Raw genomic sequence first — 15,460 nt, 5'->3', positions numbered from 1 at the left:
CCATCACTCTGCGCCGACGCCGACGCCGGCCCCGACGAGTTCGTCGAACGCGTGCGCCCGCTGCTCGAACCGAGCGCGGTCCTTCGCCCAGACCTCGCGAGCCACCGACGCCATGACCGGACCGGTCGCGTCGAGGTCGAGCCTGCTGGACGCGCCGATCTGCTCGACCCAGGCGTCGGGAACCGCGGCCCGGCCGCCCAGGGCACCGGCGATCGATCCGCCCATCACGGCGATCGAATCGGAGTCGCGACCGTAGTTCACCGAGCCCAGCACGGTCTCGGAGTAGTCGCCTCCGGCGAGCACCAGCATACCGAGCGCCACCGGCAACTCCTCGATCGACTTGGTGCGGCTCGGGATGCGGGCGTCGCGAGCAGGGGCACGATAGTTCGGCCCGACGGTATCGAAGGGCTCGACGGCGGCACGGATGCCGGCCAGCGATCCTCGCCAATCGCTCGTTCCCGCGAGCGCCGAGGCAGCGTTCACGACCGCGTCGATCGCGTCGCGCGTGCCGTCTTTCGCCAACGACAGCGCCACCTCGACCACGGATGCCACGGACGCCCCCGGCCGCATCGCCTCGGCCACGCAGGCCGCGTAGACTCCCGCGGCCTCGCGCCCGTAGCTCGACTGGTGGGCGCCGGCCACGTCGATCGCCTCGGCGTAGGCGGCGAGCGGCGAGCCGGCGTTGGCGATGCCGACGGGCGCCATGTACATGGTGGCACCGCAGTTCACGATGTTGCCGACGCCAGCCTCGCGCGGGTCGACGTGCCCATAATGCAGGCGCGCCACCAGCCACTTCTCGGCCAAGAACAGGCGCTGCAAGAGGATCGCCTCGGTCTCGAGCTCGGGAATCCAGCGACGCTCCCCGATCAGCAGCGGCACTAGGCGCTCGGCGATCGCGTAGGCGTCGAGGTGGTCGCGCAGGCCGTCGTAGACCTCCACGAGCGCGTTCGTCATCAGGGTGTCATCCGTGATGTGCCCGTCGCCCTTGTGAAAGGGCGAGATCGGCCGGGCGTTCCGCCAGTCGTCGAAGAACGGAGGCACGATGCCCTCGATGAACCCCGAGTAGCGCTCTTGGATTGCCTCCGGCGTGTTGCCTTCGGCCGCGCCGCCGAGGGAGTCGCCCACGGCCGCCCCAGCGAGCGCGCCCGTTGCCTTGTCCTCGAGCAGGTCCATGTGAGTTTCTCCTTTGTGAATCGTGAATTGTGAGTTGCGAGTAGCGAGTTGATCGGGCCGGAGCCGGGGCCGGGGGCCGCCGCCCCCACTCGGGAGCGCGGCGACCCGCGGCACCCGGTCAGCCGCCGATCGAGTTCCAGCCGTCGGTGAGCTGCTTCTTCAGATCGTCGAGACCGATCGAGTTCGAGAAGTACTGCTGCAGCCCCGGAGTGGCGTACTGGTCTTTCCACTGCGGGTAGTTCGTCGCCTTCTGAAACGGAGCGCCCGAGAGGTTTTCCCCCGACTTCAGGATGCGAGCCCAGACCGGCACGTCAGCCGTCTGCTCGGCCACCACGTCGCGGGCATCCGAGGAGGCCGGGATCAACCAGTCGCCCTGGGCCAGTGCGGCCTGGTTCTCGGGGTTCATGAAGTAGTCGATGAACTTCGCTGCCTGCTCAGGGTATTTGCTCTGCGCCGAAACCGACATGGTCTGAGGGTTCGCGGCCTGCGCCGCTCCGTCGCTGCCCGCGAGGGGCGGCAGAACGGTCCAGTTGAATCCGGCCGGGGCCGACTCTGTGATCTGCTGGGCGAGGTAGTTGCCGCCGATGTACATGGCGTATTTGCCACCGAGGAAGCCGGGGAGCACATCCGAACCCGACTGGGTCAGGCTGACCGGGTCGAGCGACGCGTCGTCGTAGACCATGGCGTGGATCTTCTCCGGCACGGCGAGCTCGCCCTCACCGACGTCGATCGTGGCCGATCCGTCGTCGGCGACGTCGAAGAAAGTGCCGCCGAAGCCGAGCGCCGTGTTCATCACGGCCGCGGTGGGCTGCTTGAGGCCCCAACCGACCCCGAAGTTGCCGTTCGAGGTGAGCTGCTTGGCATCGGCCTGCAGGTCGTCCCAGGTGAGCGAGTCGCCGTCGGGCACCGTCACGCCGGCCGCCGAGAAGGCATCCGTGTTAGCGAACACGACGTAGCTCTGCAGCAGCGTCGGCGCCGCCACGATCGCGCCGTCGGAGGTGGTGACGGTCTCCCACACCTCGTCGGAGACGGCGTTCTTCACGTCGTCGCTGAGGTAGGGACTGATGTCGGCCAGGTAGCCCTGGTTCGCGAAGCCCATGATGTCGCTCGACTCGTCGTGGATGATGTCGGGCGCCGTGTCGCCCTGGAATTGCGTCACGAGCTGGTCGTGCACGTTGTCCCAGCTGCCCTGCACCAGGTCGATCTGGATGTCGGGGTTGTCGGCGTTCCAGTCGTCGACGATCTTCTGGGTCGCGGCCACCGTGGAGTCCTGGTAGGCCAGGCTCTGGAAGGTCAGCGTGACGGGCCCGTCGGGGGTGCTCGTCGCGGCGGTGCCTCCGCCGCCGAACGCGCATCCGCCCAGCAGACCGGCGACAGCGAGGGCTCCGATGCCGAGCAGCGCCTTTCTTCTCATGGTTCTCTCCTTTGTCGTGATCACAGTGTTTGTGTTCTCAGTGATGGTGATTGGTCGGTGATGACTGATTTGTCGCGGGTCAGCCCTTGACCGCGCCGCTCATCAGGCCTGACGTGAGTCGGCGCTGGATGAGGGCGAAGAAGACCAGGCTGGGAATGGTCGCGAGCAGAGACGCCGCGGCCAGCTGACCGAGCTGCACCTGGCCCTCGGCGCCGACGAAGCGAGCGAGGGTGAGCGGCAGGGTCTGCAGCCTCGGATCCTGGATGAGCACCAGGGCGAAGAAGAACTCGTTCCACGACGAGATGAAGGTGAACAGGCTCGTGGCCACCAGTCCGGGCGCGAGCAGCGGCAGCACGATCGTGCGCAGCACCCGGAAGCGGCTCGCGCCATCCATCGCGCCGGCCTCCTCGAGTTCGGCGGGCACGCCGACCACGTAGCCCTGCAGCATCCAGAGCGCGAAGGGTAGCGACCACACTGTGTAGACCAGCACCAGGCCGAACAGGTTGTTGATGAGTCCGATCTGCTTCAGTACGAGGAAGAGCGGGATGATGATGAGGATGAACGGGAACACCTGGCTGAGCAGGATCCAGCCGGTTGCGATGCCCCGCAGCCTCGTGCGGAACCGGGCCAGGGCGTAGGCCGCCGGCAGCGAGATGACCGTCACGATGACCGTGGTCAGCACGGCCACGAACAGGCTGTTGCCCGCCGCCTGGAACAGGTTCGCCTTTTCGATCGCGGCGGTGAAGTTGTCCACGTTGAACTGCTGCGGCAAGAAGGCCGGGGTGGGCGACTGCAACTCCTGGGGCGTCTTGAAGGCCGTGATCAGGAGGAACAGCAGCGGGAAGCCGAGGAAGATGATGTAAGCCAACAGCGCGACGTACTGCAGCGGCCTCGTGATGCGGCGGGAGCGGGTGCCCGCGAGCGTTGCGGTCGTCATGAGAGGCGGCTCCTTGCCTGGCTGCGCAGATAGAAGAACAGGAACGCCGCGATGATGATCACCATCACGTTGCCCATCGCCGCCGCGTAGCCGAAGTTGCCGTAGCGGAAGGCCTCGTTGTAGGCGAAGAGCATGGGCAGCATGGTCTGGCCACCCGGTCCGCCGGCGGTGAGCACGTAGACCAGGGCGAAGGAGTTGAAGTTCCAGATCAGGTCGAGCGTCGTGATCGCCACGATCACGGGGCGGAGCGCCGGCAGCGTGATGTGCCAGAACCGCCGGAACGTGCTCGCCCCGTCGATCGCGGCCGCTTCGTGCAACTCGGCCGACACGTTCTGCAGGCCCGCGAGCAGCGTGACGGTGGTCTGCGGCATCCCGGCCCAGACGCCCACGACGATGACGGCCGGGAGCGCGGTGGAGAAGTCGCCGAGCCAGTTGATGTCTCCCGGTAGGCCGATGGAGCGGAGGAAGCCGTTGATCGGGCCGTAGGTCGGGTTGAGCATCAGGCGCCACATGATGGCGATGATCACGGGCGGCATCGCCCACGGCACGAGTGCGAGGGTGCGGGCGAGCCAGCGCAGCTTGAGGTCGAGGTTCAGCAGCAGGGCCAGGCCGAGAGCGCAGAAGAACTGCAGGATCGTCACGCCGAACGCCCAGATCAACCCGATGCGGAACGAGTTCCAGAACAGCTCGTTACCGAGCAGCTGCGTGTAGTTGTCGAGGCCGTTGTAGGTAACGGCCTGGTTGAGGCCGGCTTTCGCATCCGTGAACCCGAGCAGGATGCCCTGAGCGAGCGGGTAGACGCTGAACAGCACCACGGGGATCAGGGCGGGCAGAACGAGCAACCAGGCGTCGCGGCCCCCGCGGTGGATGCCGCCGACTTTGGGCCGCTTGCCGCGCTTGCCCTGTTTTTCTGTTTTCGGCGTGGTGGGAATGCTGACGGCGTGGGCGGTGGACGTCATAGCTCGGCCTCCGCGCATCCACTCACCGACGAAGCGCGCACGACCAGCTTCGGCTCGATGACCACCTGCTCAACGGGGGCTTGCGGGTTCTCGAGGCGGCGCAGCAGCAGTTTCGCCGCCATGCGCGCTCGCTTGGTGGAGCGCAGGTCGACGCTCGTGATGGCAGGCTGGGCGAGGTCGGCGATGTCGGTGTCGTCCATGCCCACGATGGCGATGTCGTCGGGAACCCGCAGTCCGCGCTTGAAGATGACCTTCATCGCCGCGACGGCCAGCAGGTCGTTGGCGCAGACGATGGCGTCCGGAGTGGTCTGGTCGAGCAGGGCGTTGGCGGCCTTCAGGCCGGCACGGTAGGTGAAGTCGCTCGCATTGACCTGGGCGTCGGCGTTCAGCGGACGGCCCTGCTCGGTGAGGGCGCGCAGGTAGCCGTTGAGGCGAGCCGCGCCCGGCGCCGTGTCGACCGGGCCGTTGATGAAGGCGATGCGCTGACGGCCCTGCTCGACCAGGTGGTCGACGGCCAGGGCGATGCCGCGCCCCGAGTCGGCGCGCACGTTGTCGAGTTCGATGCCGGCGGGCAGCGAGCCGATGATGACGATCGGCAGGCGGCTGGCACGCAGCTGAACGCAGAGTTCCTCGGTGAAGCGGAGGGGGCTCAGGATGAGGCCGTCGGCGAATCCGCGGTTGAGGCTCGAGAGCAGGTCGATCTGGACGTGCGGGTCGATCCCGGTGGACGAGAGCACGAGGCGGTAGCCGGCTTTCGTGACCACCCGGGAGATCTCGTGCATCATGCCGGCGTAGACCGGGTTTCCGACGTCGGCGACGGCCAGAGCGATCTGGTCGGTCTTGCCCGCCTTGAGCGAGCGAGCGGTGGCATCCGGAACATAGCCGAGTTCGTCGGCTGCCTGTCGCACGCGTTCGATCACCTGCTGCGAGGCGGGCAGTCCGTTCATCACGCGAGAGACGGAGGCGATGGAGACGCCTGCGCGCTCGGCGACCAGCACCAGCGTGGACTTCTTCGTCGGGGGCACGGCAATCCTCACGTCATCGGAAGGCGCCCGTCGGGGCGTCTGTAAACGTTCTCGTAAACGTTTACAGATGACACGCTAACCCGTCGCCGCCCCTCGCGCAACTCGCCGGTGGGCGCTAGCGCTGAGCGATGAGGACGAGATCGACCACGGTGAGGCCCACCGTGAGGCTCACGAAGGCGATGCTGAGACCGATGCCCGCCTTCGCCCGGCCACGCCCGCTCATCGCGTCATCGGCGGTCTGCCGCAGCCCTTCGCGGCCGAACCGGATCGCTTCGACGCAGAGTGCGCCGATGACCAGGAGGTGCACGATCATGCCGATCACGGTGAGCACGGGAGAGGTGTTGCCTCGCAACAGATACGCCTCGACGAAGTTGACGACGAGATTCGCCGCGGGGATCAACCAGGCGAACAGGAGAGAGCGATTCGCCGCCTTGCTCCAGCCCGCGGTGTTCACCGGCACCGAGCGCGCAGGCCGTCGATCCGCGCGATCAGCGGGCGGCGACGGCGCGGCTGCGGGATCGGGCACGAGTGCAGTCTAGCGAGCACGTCGACACTCGTCGGTCACCTTTCCGTCGGGTCAGGAGTCGTTCCAGCGACGGAGTTTGTCGGGCGCCGTCACGATCCAGATGTCCCGGATCGCACCGCCCGACACACTCAGGCTCACCACACCGACCACGCGCGAATCCCGCCGCGCCACGAGGCCGAGACGGCCGTTGACCGGCTGAGCCGTCACGGTCACGGGCGGCGTGAGTCCCGACAGCGCGATCAGCAGGCGCACCACCTTCTCGGCTCCGCCGACAGGCGCGGGTGCGACATCCGCCGTGCCGCCCGTGTCGACGAGGGCGATCACGTCGTCGTGCAGCAGACCGCACACCGCGGTCGCGTCCCTCTGCTCCACGGCGCGCAGCAACTCGAGCACGACGGCTCGGTGGCGATCGGGCGGCGACTCCCGCAGGCGCTGCTGGTGGATCTGCCGGCGGGCGGATCGGGCGAGCTCTCGTGCGTCATCCGCAGACCGGCCCACCACGTCGGCGATCCCCCGGTACGCCACACCGAACACGTCGTGGAGGATGAACGCGACCCGCTCCTCGGGGCGGAGGGAGTCGAGAACGACGAGCAGCAACATGTACATCGAGTCGTCGAGGGTGACGCGGTCGGCCGGTTCGGTCGAGGCCGACGACGCCGGGGGCGACGAAACCGGCAACGGCCCCGGCGTGTGCCCGAGCAGCTCGAGGCAGATGCGGGCGAGAATCTCGGTCAGCCGGTCACGCCGCGATCCGGTCGACGCGCGCTCCTCCGGCGACAGTTCGAGCCAGCGCGCGAAGGTGAGGTCGACGGCGCGCTCGGCCTCGGCTGCAGACGCCAGTATCCGCCGGGCGATGTCGACGAGCCGCTCACGTTCGCTGAACAGGTCGTCGGTGCTGGTCGTCACAGGCCGGCTGCGGGCAGCACGCGGCCGAGCTTCTCGGGATTCATCGTCCACAGGAGCTGCTCGATCCCGTCGTCTCCGATCGTGACGGTCAGCGAGGTGGTGACGACGCCGTTCTGCACCATCGCGACCCCGGGCCGGCCATTGAGCTCGACCCATTCGATGCTCGTGCCGGTCCAGAAATGGCTGGAGAACGCGGCGATGAACTTGGCCACCCGGCTGCGGCCGAGAACCGGGATGCGCGCGGCGAGCTTCGCCCCGTTGCCGTCGGTGTAGCTCACCACGTCGGCTGCGAAGAGTTCTTCGAGGGCCGTGACGTCGCCCGTCTGGGCGGCCTGCAGAAAGGCCACGAGCAGGCGCTGCTGTTCGGTCGCCGCCACGGTCGTGCGGCGCTCGGAGGCGAGTCGCTTACGGGCGCGACTGACCAGCTGCCGCGTCGCGGGCTCCTTAAGCTGCACGATCTGCGCGATCTGGTCGTAGGGGTAGTCGAAGGCCTCGCGCAGGATGTAGGCCGCGCGCTCGGTCGGGGTGAGCTTCTCGAGAAGCAGCAGCATCGCGAACTCCAGTGCCTCTCCACGTTCGGCGCCGAGTTCCGGGTCGTCTCGGGTGTTGATCGGCTCGGGCAGCCAGGGTCCGATGTAGGTCTCGCGCCGCATCCGGGCCGACTGCAGCATGTTGATCGAGAGTCGCGTCGTGGCGGTGGCGAGGAAGGCGGCCGGCTCGAGCACGGTGCTGCGGTCGTAGCCCTGCCAGCGCAGCCAGACATCCTGCACGATGTCTTCGGCGTCGGCGGAGCTGCCGAGCATCCGGTAGGCGATGCCGAAAAGCCTGCCGCGCACCTCGGCGAACACGGCCGCGGCGTCGTCGAGTCCGTCGCCGCTCGCGTCGATCGCGGGCCCCGGTTCTGACGGCGATTCGGTCATGGGGCGTTGCCTCCTGGTGCTGACATCGGTGCGGTGGATTCGGGTCTCCATCAAGGGAGACCGGACAGCCTCCGGATCTGTGACGAGTTTTCGCGGATTGCCGAAAGAGCCGTCACGAGGTTCGCTCCGTGGGGGTCAGGCGTCGAGCACGAGGTCGGCGGTGGGCTGGGCGCAGCACACGAGCACCTGTCCCTCTGGCGGAAGCTCGAGCGGATCGGGGTCGTAGCGCACGTCGCCGGCGATGAGCGGGGTGACGCAGGTGTGGCAGACGCCGCTGCGACAGGAGAACCTCGTGGGCACGTCGCTGGCCTCCGCGAGCCCGAGCAACGAGGTGTCGGTGTTCCGCCAGCGCACGGTCAGGCCGCTGCGGGCGAAGGTGATCGCGGGCCCGGTTCCGGGATCGCCGGCCGGCTGATGCGGAGGCACCCGGTCGTGCGCGACGACCCCCGGTTCGAAAGGCGCGAGCGTCGTGAACAGTTCCGAGTGGATGCGGCCGGGGTCGAGCCCCAGGTCACCCAGGGCGGTCGTCATGGCGGCGATGAAGCCGGCCGGGCCGCAGACGTAGGCGTCCGCCCCGACCGGCACGCCGAGCTCGCGCAACCGCTGCTCCGTCGGCCGGCCCGCGACGCTGCCCGCCAGGCGCAGCGGAGACCGCGTGTAGAACGTCACGGCTCGCTCGTTCGGCAAACGCTTCAGGTAGCCGGCGGCTTCGTGAGCGAACACCAGATCGTCGGGCGATCTGTCCGCCTGGATCCACCAGATCTCCCGCGCGCTCCCGGCCTCGGCCAGCCCTCGGAGCATGGCGATAACGGGCGTGACGCCCACTCCCGCCGAGACGAGGAGAACCGGTTCCGCGCCATCGCGCAGCACGAACTCACCGCGCGGGGCGGCGACGTCCAGGGACGCCCCGACGGTCAACCGGTCGTGGAGGTAGCGACTGATCTGCCCGTGGTCTTCGCGCTTGACAGTGATCCGGTAGGTCGCCGGGTCGGGCATGCCCGAGATCGAGTAGCTGCGCACGGCGGTGCTGCCGTCGGGCAGCGAGACCCGGAGCGTGAGGTACTGTCCCGGCAGCGGGGCTGTGACCGCGGCTCCCCCGTCGGCCGTCAGGTACACGGATGTCGTCACCGGAGTCTCGGCCACGGTCCGACTCACGGTCATCGGCCGGAATCCCTTCCACCCCGGCTTCGCGCCCACGGCCGGACCGATCACGGTGGCAGTGGCGAGGTCGGTGCCCAGCAGGTCGTGGAACGACTGCTGCCACCCCGGGCTGAGTGCCGGGATGTCGACCGCCTTACGGAGGTCGTCTTCGGAGCGGTCGGGCAGATAGAGCAGGGCGTCCGTCTGCGCCACCGTCAATCCGTGCGGGCCGGTGCGCGTCTTCACGATGGTGTCGCCGGCACGCACCTCGCCCTCGGTGATGACGCGGAAATAGAAGCCCGGCCGGCGATGACCGACGAGCAGCGCAGGCATCCGCGTGTCGTTCAGCCGCAGGCCCACCCGGAAGCAGGTGACGCGGGGCTGGGTGACTTCGAACTCGGCGTCGCCGATGCGATAGCGGTCACCGATGCACACCTCGTCGTCGGGCATCCCATCGACGGTGAAGTTCTCGCCGAAGGCACCCGGGGTGAGATCGTCGCGCCCGAGGAACTCCGCCCAGTGCTCGTACGACTGCTTCTGGTAGACGAACACGGCGCGCTGCTCGCCACCATGCCCCGCCAGGTCGCCCTGCCCGTCGCCGTCGACGTTGAGGCGGCGCACCATCCGCGCACCGTCGACCGGAGCCTTGTCGATGCCCGTGTGCACCGTCTCGCCCTGCCACGGCACATCCTGGGGCAGCCCGACGTTCAGCGAGAGCAGCGTGCTCATGCCAGCACTCTAGGCGTGTCAGCCCCGTGCGGCCAGCGCAGCCTCCAGGTCGCGCGCACCCGAGCGCACCGCGTCGGCGATCGTGTCGCGGTGCTCCTCCGACAGACGGTAGGCGGGCGCCACCACCGTTACAGCTCCGACGAGCCGGCCGCGCACGTGGATGCCCGCAGCGCTCGCCCACACACCCTGATCGACCTCGCCCGCGCTCTCGGCGTAGCCCGTCGTGCGGATGGCGTCGAGATCGGTCTCGAGGGTCGCGCGCGCCGCCTTCGTCATCGTCGGCCCGACCCGCTGGAAGTACTGGGCGAGCTTCGCCGGCGAGAGGTCGCTGAGCAGCAGCTTCGCCGCCGCACCGCTGTGCAGCGGCATCAGGTTGCCCGGCTGGAACGAGATGGAGATCGGATGATCCGACTCGGCGATCGCCAGACACACGGCCGAGTCGTTGACCCGGCGCAGATAGAGCGCGGTCTCCCCCGTCACTTCCGCCAGGCGGTTGAGGATGGGCTGCGCCTGCGCCCGGTAGTCGAACGACGCCTCCGCCGCGCGCGCCAGCCGCAGCACCTGCGGGGAGAGCACGAACCGCCCCTTCTCCCGCTCTTCGATCAGGTCCATCTCCCGTAACAGCGAGATGTAGCGGTAGGCGCTCGGCACCGAGATGTCGTGATCCTCGATGAGGTTCTCGACCGTCAGTTCCGGCGTGGTCTCGTTGAATTGGAGCAGGATCTGGAGCGCCCGGCGCGCGCTGTCCACGCCTTTGGTGCGCTGCGGCTGCGCGGTCACTGCGTCTCCGTCTTCGGCGGAGCCGGTCTCCCGGCCCTCTGTCGGCTGTCGTGTGCTCATCTGAACCACCTGTCGATCCTAATCGTGCACCGCGGAAACGTTACGGGAGACGTCACCGCCGCTGGGTACTGAGCAGCGCGAGCGCCGCCTCCAGTCCCGCTCCGATGTCGACGGACATGCCCAGATCGGCGAGGGTGCGGCCGAGCGCGGCGAGGCCCACCACCGAGTGGAGGCCACCGGCTGTCGGGCCCATGTGCGAGAGCCGCACGAGGTTGCCGGCACCCTGCCCGTGCGAGAGCATCACCCCGTAGACCTCGCGGGCGTGGTCGCGCACCACGGCGTTGTCGATGTCGTCGGGCAGGCGGATGGAGGTGACGCAGGCCGACGCGATCTCCTCGCTCTTCGCCCAGAGCTCGAGACCCATGGCTCGGGCGCCGGCGCGGGTCACGGCGGCGGCGGCCTCGTGACGCGCGACGACCGCGTCGATCCCCTCCTCCAGCGCCTGGTCGAGCGCCGCTTCGAGCCCGTTCATGTCGCTCACCGACGGCGTGTACGGAAAGCGGCCCTCACCGAGCCACTTCTCCTTCCAGTCGATCAGCGAGAGATAGGAGTCACGCGGGGCGGCCGGGTTCGCGTACATCACGTCCCACGCCTTCTGGCTCACCGAGATGAGCGCCACGCCAGGAGGGCCCCCGAGGCATTTCTGAGCGCCGGCGACGCAGAGGTCCAGGCCCCACTCGTCGGTCTTCCAGGGCATGCCGAGCACGCCCGAGACAGTGTCGATGTAGGTCAGGATGCCGCGGTCCCGGCACATCGGGCCGATCGCCGCGACATCCGTCACCGTGCCCGACGGGGTCTCGGAGGCCACCAGGCACACCATCTGGATCTCCGGATGCGCGTCGAGGTACTCCTCGACCTGTGCCGGCGAGACCGCGTCGTCGTAGCCGACCTCGATCTCGTGCAGCACGGCGCCGAAGTCGGCGATCCAGTAGCCGGTGCCCTTGCCGAACACGCCCTGCACGAGGTTCAGCACGTGCATCCCGGGCGTGATCAGCGAGCGCAAGGCGCCCTCGAGACCGACGATGGCCTCACCCTGCATGAGGATGATGTCGTTGTCGGTCTGGAACATCTGCCCCACCTTGCCCTGCGTGCGCCGGAACGTCGCGAGGAATTCGGGGTCGTAGTGGTAGAGGATCGGCGAGCCGAGGCCCGCGAGCGTGCGGGCGGTGACGGTGACCGGCCCGGCCGAGAGCGTGAAGTCGGGGTGTGCCATGGAGTGCCTTTCTGTTCGGGCCCGCGTCAGCGCGCGCCTCGGGTGTACGGAGCGCCGAGAGCCGGTGGAACCACCGAGCTGCGCGCGAAGATGATGAGCGTCAGGATGACCACGATGAACGGCAGCATCTTGATGACGTCGGCCGGCACCGCGAAGCCGAGCACCTGCAGCGCCGGGCCGATCGCCACGGCGAGGCCGTAGACGAACGAGGTGATCACCACGAACACGATCCGGCCACGCGAGAGCATCGTGATGACGATCGCGATGAAGCCCAGGCCGTTCGTGATGAACGGGGTGAAGGTCGCCGTGGTGAGTTCGGCGAGGTAGGCGCCGCCGAAGCCCACGAACGCGCCGCCGAGGATGACGGCCTGCGACCGGATCTTCACCACGCTGCCGCCCGCGGCATCCAGCGACGACGGCTTCTGCCCGGCCGAGCGGATCGAGAGCCCCCAGTTGGTCTTGGCGAGGAAGAACCCCACCGCGATCGCCAGGAGGAGCGAGACCCAGAAGATGCCCGACTGCTGGAAGATCGCCGGCCCCACCACGGGGATGTCGGCCAGGAACGGGATGTGCAGCTCCGGCGCCGTGCCGAGACTGGTGCTCGATTTGGAGTAGTTCTGCAGGTAGAGCACGCTCGTGAGGCCCTCGCCGATGAGCGTGATGGCGAGACCGATGACGATCTGGTTGAGCCCGAGCCAGACGTTCAGCACCAGCATCGCCAGATTGGCGATCACCCCGCCGACGGCTCCGGCGAGCATCCCGAGCCAGAAGTTGCCGGTGGCGAGGGTCACCACGAAGCCCGAGAACGCACCGATGAGCATCACGCCCTCGATACCGAGGTTGAGCACTCCGGCCTGTTCGCCGATGGTCTCTCCCACCGAGGCGAGCAGGAGCGGCATGGCCTGGGCGATGACCGTGGCGATGAAGACGGTGACGAAGGCGGCAGAGAGAACGCTCATGAGGACTTCCTTCCGCGCATTCCGTCGAAAGGCCGCACCAGGGTGCGCCGCAATCCCGGCGGCAGATAACTCTGACCGAGCCGCCGGCGTTCGCCCACGTACTCGGTGATGGTCATGAAGATGAGGATGAGGCCCACGATCACCAGCAGGAAGTCGACGTTCAGCCCCGCCTGCTGCGCGGCCAGCGTGCCTCCCGTGGCGAGGATGGCGTAGAACGCGACGAGCGGGATGGCGGCGAGCGGACTGAGCCGCGCCAGGAAGACGAAGGGCATCACGGCGTCGCCGTAGTGCGGATCCCAGTTCGCCCGCTGATAGGTGTACTGCCCCAGCACGTCGATCGATCCGGCGAACGCGATCAGCCCGCTCGAAAGCGCAAAGAGCAGGATGACCATCCAGGTGGAGTTGATGCCCACGTGTCGGGCCGCCTTCGGGCTGGCGCCGAAGATGTCCATGCGCAGGCCGAACGAGGTGCGGCTGAGCACGAACTGGGCCACCAGCGCGAGCACGATGGCGATCACGAATCCGACGTGGATCTCGGTGCCCGGGATGTAGGGCAGCAGCTGGTCGTCGGGGATCACCGCCGTCTGCGGCATCGGCGTGTTCGGGTCTTTGAACGGCCCCTTGATGAGGAGGTTCACGATGCCCACCGCGATGAACGACATCACCAGCGAGGTGATGATCTCGTTCGTGCCGTAGCGGGCCTTGAGAATGGCCGGGATGAGCGACCACACCGCCCCGACGAGGATGGCGCCCACGAAGATGATGAGCGTGGCGAGCCAGGCCGGCAGAGCCGCGAACAGGTACGGGCCGACCCCGGAGGCCACCACCGCGCCGAGCAGGTATTGCCCGTTGTAGCCGAGGTTCCAGAGCTGCCCGCGGAAGGCGACGATGAGACCGACCGCAACGATCACGAGCGGCGCCATGAGCACGAGACTGCGCTGCCAGTTGCCGCCGGTGATGCCGTAGGTCCAGACGCCGGCGAAGAAGTCGAGCGGATTGCTGCCCATGGCGAGCATGATGAATCCGGCGACGATGAGCGCCAGGATGACCGGCAGGATCGACCGCACCAGGCCGTCGACGATGTTGCGTGCCCTGCTGTGCTCGGTGATCATGCCTGCACACCCTCGATCGCACCGGTCATGTAGTGGCCCACCTTCTCCGCCGTTCCCGGCCCGTCGTTCGTCACGCTGCCCACGATCCGGCCGCGCGAGATGACCTCGATGCGGTGCGAGAGCTCGACGAGTTCGTCGAGATCGGTCGACAGCAGCAGCACCGATCCGCCGTTCGAGGCGAAGTCGATGAGGATCTCCCGCACGAGCTGCACGGTCTTCAGGTCGAGCCCGTAGGTGGGCTTGTTCACCACCACGAGTCGCGCGCCGTGCGTGAGTTCGCGGGCGAGCAGGATCTTCTGGATGTTGCCGCCGGAGAGCGTGCCGGCACGCGTGGCGGGCGAGGGGGTACGGATGTCGTACTCCGCGATCAGCCGAGCGGCCTCCTGGTCGACGGCCTTGTTCTGGATCTGGCCGAACCGCCAGAACGGTCGCTGGCCGATCCGTTTGATCACGAGGTTGAGGGCGACCGACATCGACCCGACCGTTCCTTCGTGCAGCCGGTCGTCGGTCACGTAGCGCAAGCCGAGCTGCTGGCGGCCCCGCACGCCGAGTCTCGTCACGTCTTTGCCGTCGAAGCGCACGGTTCCGGATGACGCCGACCGCTGGCCGGCGACGACCTCGGCGAGCGCCCCCTGGCCGTGCCCGTCGATGCCGGCCACCCCCAGGATCTCGCCCTCGTGCACCTGGAGGGCGACGTCGTCGACCTCCACGTCGCGGCCGTGCCCGTGGCTGGAGACGCCGAGCAGTTCCAGGCGCACCGGGCGGGTGGCCAGGTCGATGCTGCGGATCTCCCGCGTCGACTCGGTCGCGCCGGCGAGTTCGGCCGCATCCTCGGCGCCGACCGTCTTCAGGTCGTCGCCGAACATCGCCCGGAGGATGGCGTCCTGCGCCTGCTGTTCGCTGTAGGTCGCGAGCTCCTCCACCGAGATGTGGCCCACGTTGCGGCCGCCGCGGAGCACGGTGACGCAGTCGCCCATGGCGTAGGCCTCGCGCAGCTTGTGGGTGATGAACACCACGGCGAGCCCCTGCGCCTTGACGCGGGCGACGCTCTCCGAGAGGTTCTCGATGGCTTGCGGTGTGAGCATCGAGGTCGGCTCGTCGAGCACGAGCAACCGGCTGCCCTTCCAGATCGCCTTCGCGATCTCGACCTGTTGCTGCTGACCGAGACCGAGGTCGGCGGCGAGGGCATGCGGATCGATCTGGGCGCCGAGCAGCTCGGAGAGCTCGTCGAGCCGTTCCGCCGCGCGCTTCTTCTGCATCATCAGGCCGGTCTCGCCGAGCATGAGGTTCTCGAGCACGGTGAACGCGGGCACCAGCGTGGAGTGCTGGTGCACCACGCCGATGCCGTAGTCGACCGCGGCTTTCGGCGAGGTGATCGCGGCGGGCACGCCGTTGATCGAGATCGTGCCGGCGTCGGGCTGCTGCATGCCGGCGAGGATGCTGATCAGGGTCGACTTGCCCGCGCCGTTCTCGCCGAGCAGGCAGTGCACCTGGCCGCTCACGATGTCGAGCGAGATGTGATCGTTGGCGACGACCCCGGGAAAGGCCTTGGTGATGTCGCGGAGCGAGATCACGTCCGGCGCGGTCGATGGTGTCAAGAAGGGCTC

At 68.3% G+C, this 15,460-nt stretch carries 14 protein-coding genes; all 14 read right to left on the bottom strand.

Annotated elements, in window-relative coordinates:
* Window positions 1–3: 3 nt before the first annotated feature.
* Window positions 4–1,173: an ADP-ribosylglycohydrolase family protein gene (locus tag BLW00_RS13150; protein WP_092554912.1), complete on the bottom strand. Its 1,170-nt coding sequence runs from the start codon at window positions 1,171–1,173 to the stop codon at window positions 4–6.
* A gap of 118 nt (window positions 1,174–1,291) precedes the next feature.
* Window positions 1,292–2,587, bottom strand: a complete 1,296-nt coding sequence (locus BLW00_RS13145) for an ABC transporter substrate-binding protein (RefSeq protein WP_092554910.1) — start codon at window positions 2,585–2,587, stop codon at window positions 1,292–1,294.
* A 79-nt stretch (window positions 2,588–2,666) separates the two neighbouring features.
* Window positions 2,667–3,524, bottom strand: a complete 858-nt coding sequence (locus tag BLW00_RS13140) for a carbohydrate ABC transporter permease (protein ID WP_092554908.1) — start codon at window positions 3,522–3,524, stop codon at window positions 2,667–2,669.
* Complete coding sequence (locus BLW00_RS13135) at window positions 3,521–4,483, bottom strand: carbohydrate ABC transporter permease (RefSeq protein WP_092554906.1); 963 nt, start codon at window positions 4,481–4,483, stop codon at window positions 3,521–3,523. Before BLW00_RS13135 ends, BLW00_RS13140 begins: the two co-directional genes overlap by 4 nt.
* Window positions 4,480–5,508 (bottom strand): LacI family DNA-binding transcriptional regulator, encoded by a 1,029-nt coding sequence (locus BLW00_RS13130; RefSeq protein ID WP_245741575.1) that lies wholly within the window; start codon window positions 5,506–5,508, stop codon window positions 4,480–4,482. The genes BLW00_RS13135 and BLW00_RS13130 overlap by 4 nt, the downstream gene beginning before the upstream one ends.
* 115 nt (window positions 5,509–5,623) lie before the next feature.
* Window positions 5,624–6,034, bottom strand: coding sequence for a hypothetical protein (locus BLW00_RS13125; RefSeq protein ID WP_139256714.1), 411 nt, complete (start codon window positions 6,032–6,034; stop codon window positions 5,624–5,626).
* Between the two features lie 51 nt (window positions 6,035–6,085).
* The gene (locus tag BLW00_RS13120; protein ID WP_092554902.1) at window positions 6,086–6,940 is read right to left on the bottom strand and encodes a sigma-70 family RNA polymerase sigma factor family protein; all 855 of its coding nucleotides are present in this window, start codon (window positions 6,938–6,940) and stop codon (window positions 6,086–6,088) included.
* The gene (locus BLW00_RS13115; protein WP_092554899.1) at window positions 6,937–7,860 is read right to left on the bottom strand and encodes an RNA polymerase sigma-70 factor; all 924 of its coding nucleotides are present in this window, start codon (window positions 7,858–7,860) and stop codon (window positions 6,937–6,939) included. Before BLW00_RS13115 ends, BLW00_RS13120 begins: the two co-directional genes overlap by 4 nt.
* A 135-nt stretch (window positions 7,861–7,995) precedes the next feature.
* Window positions 7,996–9,729, bottom strand: a complete 1,734-nt coding sequence (locus BLW00_RS13110; protein ID WP_092554897.1) for an MOSC and FAD-binding oxidoreductase domain-containing protein — start codon at window positions 9,727–9,729, stop codon at window positions 7,996–7,998.
* Between the two features lie 18 nt (window positions 9,730–9,747).
* Window positions 9,748–10,569 carry an IclR family transcriptional regulator gene (locus tag BLW00_RS13105; RefSeq protein ID WP_092554895.1) on the bottom strand — a complete coding sequence of 274 codons (822 nt, stop codon included), beginning with the start codon at window positions 10,567–10,569 and terminating at the stop codon, window positions 9,748–9,750.
* Window positions 10,570–10,621: 52 nt separating this feature from the next.
* Window positions 10,622–11,782, bottom strand: coding sequence for a pyridoxal-phosphate-dependent aminotransferase family protein (locus tag BLW00_RS13100; protein ID WP_092554893.1), 1,161 nt, complete (start codon window positions 11,780–11,782; stop codon window positions 10,622–10,624).
* Between the two features lie 26 nt (window positions 11,783–11,808).
* Window positions 11,809–12,741 carry an ABC transporter permease gene (locus tag BLW00_RS13095; protein WP_092554891.1) on the bottom strand — a complete coding sequence of 311 codons (933 nt, stop codon included), beginning with the start codon at window positions 12,739–12,741 and terminating at the stop codon, window positions 11,809–11,811.
* Window positions 12,738–13,853: a putative B6 ABC transporter permease subunit 2 gene (locus BLW00_RS13090; RefSeq protein WP_092554889.1), complete on the bottom strand. Its 1,116-nt coding sequence runs from the start codon at window positions 13,851–13,853 to the stop codon at window positions 12,738–12,740. The genes BLW00_RS13095 and BLW00_RS13090 overlap by 4 nt, the downstream gene beginning before the upstream one ends.
* Window positions 13,850–15,451 carry a putative B6 ABC transporter ATP-binding protein gene (locus BLW00_RS13085; RefSeq protein WP_092556067.1) on the bottom strand — a complete coding sequence of 534 codons (1,602 nt, stop codon included), beginning with the start codon at window positions 15,449–15,451 and terminating at the stop codon, window positions 13,850–13,852. Before BLW00_RS13085 ends, BLW00_RS13090 begins: the two co-directional genes overlap by 4 nt.
* Window positions 15,452–15,460 lie beyond the last annotated feature (9 nt).

Origin of the sequence: Herbiconiux ginsengi, from assembly GCF_900107435.1 — a bacterium.
Taxonomy (GTDB): Bacteria; Actinomycetota; Actinomycetes; order Actinomycetales; family Microbacteriaceae; genus Herbiconiux; species Herbiconiux ginsengi.
The sequence above is the reverse complement of the archived record's forward strand: the minus strand, read 5'-3'. Positions and strand labels throughout refer to the sequence as shown.